This window comes from Streptomyces fuscichromogenes (genome assembly GCF_014645815.1).
Taxonomy (GTDB): domain Bacteria; phylum Actinomycetota; class Actinomycetes; order Streptomycetales; family Streptomycetaceae; genus Streptomyces; species Streptomyces fuscichromogenes.
The window spans coordinates 1-2,647 of record NZ_BMML01000092.1 but is presented as its reverse complement, the minus strand read 5'-3'; the positions used below and the strand labels follow the sequence as shown (position 1 = coordinate 2,647).

Here is a 2,647-nt window from a genome sequence, read left to right as displayed (position 1 = left end):
GCCACTCGGGCGGCCGACCGCCAGCGTTCGACCGCGAGGACTACAAGGGCCGCCATGCCGTCGAGATGAGCAAGCCGCAGTGCTGTCATACGTGCGGTTCGACGTCATCGCCGTGGTTTCCTTCCTCGTTCCGGATTATCGTCGCCTGCTGGTGGTCGAGCCAGGCTTGTCGTGGTCGGTGGCCGCGGGACTGCTGGTGGAGCTGGCGGAGCCGTTCGACTTCTGCGGGGTCGGCGTGGATGATCCAGGACCTGCGATGGTCGGTGAGCTGGTGGGCCGTGACCCAGCCGCGTTGGATCCATCCGAAAAGCGTCACCCGGGGCATGCCAAGCTCGCGGGCGAGGTCGGTCAGCCACCACTCGTGGTGGCCGAGTTGTGCGGCTTTCCGGTGGAGAGCCTGTTCCTGCAGGCTGACGCAGCCCAGGTCCTGCAGCAGCGTGCGGACGCCCTGGGTGCCGAAGTGTTCGCGGCGTTTAGGCGGACGGAAGCCCTCTGAGTTGAGGAGTTTCGCGATGGCCGGGGCGGAGTGGCCGCTGGCGGCGAGTTCGCGGGCCCGCTCGGCCAGGCGGGGAAAGTAGCTGAGCTGATCCAGGCGGGCGACCGGGCGGACGAGCTCGCCGGCGGTGCGGTGTCCGCCGGTCCAGGTGATCTGGACGGTGACACGCTCGCTGTCGCCGACGACGGTGACGCTGACCTTCTCGATCAGGTGCCTGGCCAGCTGTTTTCGGTCCGCATCGGTCGTGGTGGGCGCCTGCCAGACGGCGGGGAGGTCGGCGGCCAGGGCCCGGATCTGGTCACGCTCGGCGGCCGTGAGGACGCGGGGTCGGGCTGCGGTGCGGCGGTCGTACTCCTCGCCGAGCTGCCGCCGTTCGGCCAGCGCATGCTCCCACTCCTTCTCCAGTTCCCTCACGACCAGGCGGTTTTCGGGCTCGGCCAGCTGGTATTGGCGCCGGGCCCGGTCGATTGCATAGTCCGCGCGTTCCAGACGCTGCTGCCAGATCCGGTCCACCTCTTCGCGCCGGTGCTGGGCCTGCTCGGCGGCCTGCAGCGAGACCTCCAGGGCGGCGGGCGCCATCGCCGCCAGCAGCAGACCGGTCACATGGCGGTCGACGCAGGTCCCGGACAGCTGCTGGCACAGCTCGCCGCCGTAGTCGGCCTTCGCCCGGCTGCACTCGTACTTCGGCCACAGCTTTCCGCCCTGGCCGCGCTGGTAGTGCACGACCATACGAGTGTCGCACCGGCCGCAGAAGATCAGCCCGGTCAGCAGGGCCGGGCCGTCGCGCAGGGCACCCATGCTCTGGGAACGGGCCCGGTTCGCCTCGATCCGGGCAAGGTTGCGTTCATGCCGCTCGGCGCTGATATAGGCAGGCAGGACGTCGGGCAGATAGACCAGCCAGTCCTCGGGCGGCCTGCGGACGCGTCCGGTGAACGGGCGTCCCGCCAGACGCCGGCGGGGATCGGTCCGGCTGCGGCCATAGACATAGACCCCGGCATAGGCGGGGTGGCGGAGCATGTTCTGGATCACGATCCGGCTGGGACGGCGCCAGGCGAGCGTCCCGCGTTCGGGGCCCTCGCGCACCCGGATGCCCATCTGGATGCCGTCATCGACCAGGAACCGCAACACCGCGTTGATCGTGCCGAGTTCGTCGAACAGGTCGAAGACCAGACGGACCACGGTCTGCACCTGCTGGTCCGGATCACGCACGACCTGACCGTCCGGGCGGCGCAGATAGCCCACGGGCAGGGGCACGGCCAGTTCGCCGCGGCGGGCCTTGCCGATCCGTCCGTTCCACATCCGCTGCTTGATCAGATGCAGTTCCGCCTCGCTGATCGTTCCCTTCAGCCCCAGCAGCATCCGGTCGTTGTGCTCGGCCGGGTCATAGACCCCGTCCGGGTCCGCCAGCAGAGCACCCGACAACGCGCACAGCTCCAGCAGCTGATGCCATTCGCGGCCACTGCGGGCCAGACGCGACATTTCCAGGCCCAGCACCAGACCCACATGGTCCAGGCCGACCTCGGAGACCAGACGCTGGAAGCCGGCCCGGTCCACCACGCCGGACGCGGAATGGCCCAGGTCCTCGTCGATCACCAGGACCCGGGACGCAGCCCAGCCCAGGTTGACGGCCCGTTGCGTGAGTCCGTACTGCAGCCGGGTGGACTCGGCATGATCGAGGACCTGCTGGGGAGTCGACTGACGGACATAGACCACCGCGAGCCGGTCGCGGTGCCACGGCTGGATCTTGCCCTCAATCCGATCCCACGGCGCTGCAGCCATCGTGCTCACCGAGGTCACCCCCGTCCTGCCCGACCGGGTCCGCCGCACTCACCATCCGCGCGGCCAGCACTGCCAGTAACCGCACCACCATCTCGCGGTTCAGCTCCGGAACGGCTCCCCACTGCGGAATCTGGGGAGCTCAGCGGCGACATGCCCGTCCACTGACCCTCACCGCCCTCTCCACCATCAGCCAGTCGCTCACGCAACTGCCTAACAAAAGCAGCGGTGTTGAGCAGGCCATCAACCCCTACGACAGGCCTGTTCCCCGCCTCGGTCACATCTATGTGGGCATTGCGGCTCGCTCCTTGAGTGCGGGATCAACCGCCTCAAGCGCCACCGGGCGGTCGCCTGCCGCTACGACAAGCTTGCCGT

Annotated in this window: 1 protein-coding gene; it reads right to left on the bottom strand. The window is 68.9% G+C overall.

Annotation, left to right across the window (positions count from 1 at the left end; translation table 11 throughout):
• Nucleotides 1-85 precede the first annotated feature (85 nt).
• Nucleotides 86-2,275: a recombinase family protein gene (locus IEZ11_RS50250; protein ID WP_229714006.1), complete on the bottom strand. Its 2,190-nt coding sequence runs from the start codon at nucleotides 2,273-2,275 to the stop codon at nucleotides 86-88.
• Between the last annotated feature and the right edge of the window lie 372 nt (nucleotides 2,276-2,647).

Excerpts from the sequence above, each read along its gene's own strand:
- IEZ11_RS50250 (WP_229714006.1), bottom strand. The coding sequence starts at position 2,275 with ATGGCTGCAGCGCCGTGGGATCGGATTGAGGGCAAGATCCAGCCGTGG.